General features: G+C 67.2%; 1 protein-coding gene. It reads left to right on the plus strand.

Annotated elements, in window-relative coordinates; all coding sequences use genetic code 11:
- Positions 1-447: 447 nt before the first annotated feature.
- A partial coding sequence (locus BZY54_RS45255) for an ATP-grasp domain-containing protein (protein WP_208640962.1) occupies positions 448-716 on the plus strand: 269 nt, incomplete at its 3' end.

A 716-nucleotide genomic window follows, 5' to 3' on the forward strand; every position in this document is an offset into this window, starting at 1 on the left:
CGCGCCCCCGCCGTGCGCACCCATCGACGGCGCCCCATCGACTCCGCGGAACCGGTGGACCCGGATGGCCGAAAACCGTCGGTTTGTCCGGCAGTCCTTTGGAACTCTGCGGAAGGGAGGCTGGTCCCCATTGGGGTGGGGATCATCCGCCCTGAGCCCTTCGGGGCTGTACAAGGGGCCTCACCGGGTCAACCCCAGCCCGGTGAGGCTCCACACGCGTGGCACGCGGTGCCAGGGAACGCGGCATCATGTGACAGGTATCACCGCTCAGGTGTGACCCCTGATTTATGGCGCGTCCGCGAGCGGAGATAACCTGCGAGATGGACATGCCGCGCGCTCGGACACCGTGTGCGCCTCCCTTGTGACACAGAGCGGACGTCACGTTGCCCTTCGCGGCACGCCCACGCATCCAACGAACCGCGAGATCACTGATAGGGACGGAAGCGCGTGGACCTGTTCGAGTACCAGGCGAGGGACCTCTTCGCCAAGCACGGTGTACCGGTGCTGGCCGGTGAAGTCATCGACACGCCTGAGGCGGCGCGCGAGATCACCGAGCGGCTGGGCGGCAAGTCGGTCGTCAAGGCCCAGGTGAAGGTCGGTGGTCGAGGCAAGGCCGGTGGCGTGAAGCTCGCCGCCACCCCGGACGAGGCCGTCGCCCGCGCGACGGACATCCTCGGCATGGACATCAAGGGCCACACGGTCCACAAGGTCATGAT

Source organism: Streptomyces carpinensis, from assembly GCF_002154505.1.
In the GTDB taxonomy this organism is placed as follows: domain Bacteria; phylum Actinomycetota; class Actinomycetes; order Streptomycetales; family Streptomycetaceae; genus Streptomyces; species Streptomyces carpinensis.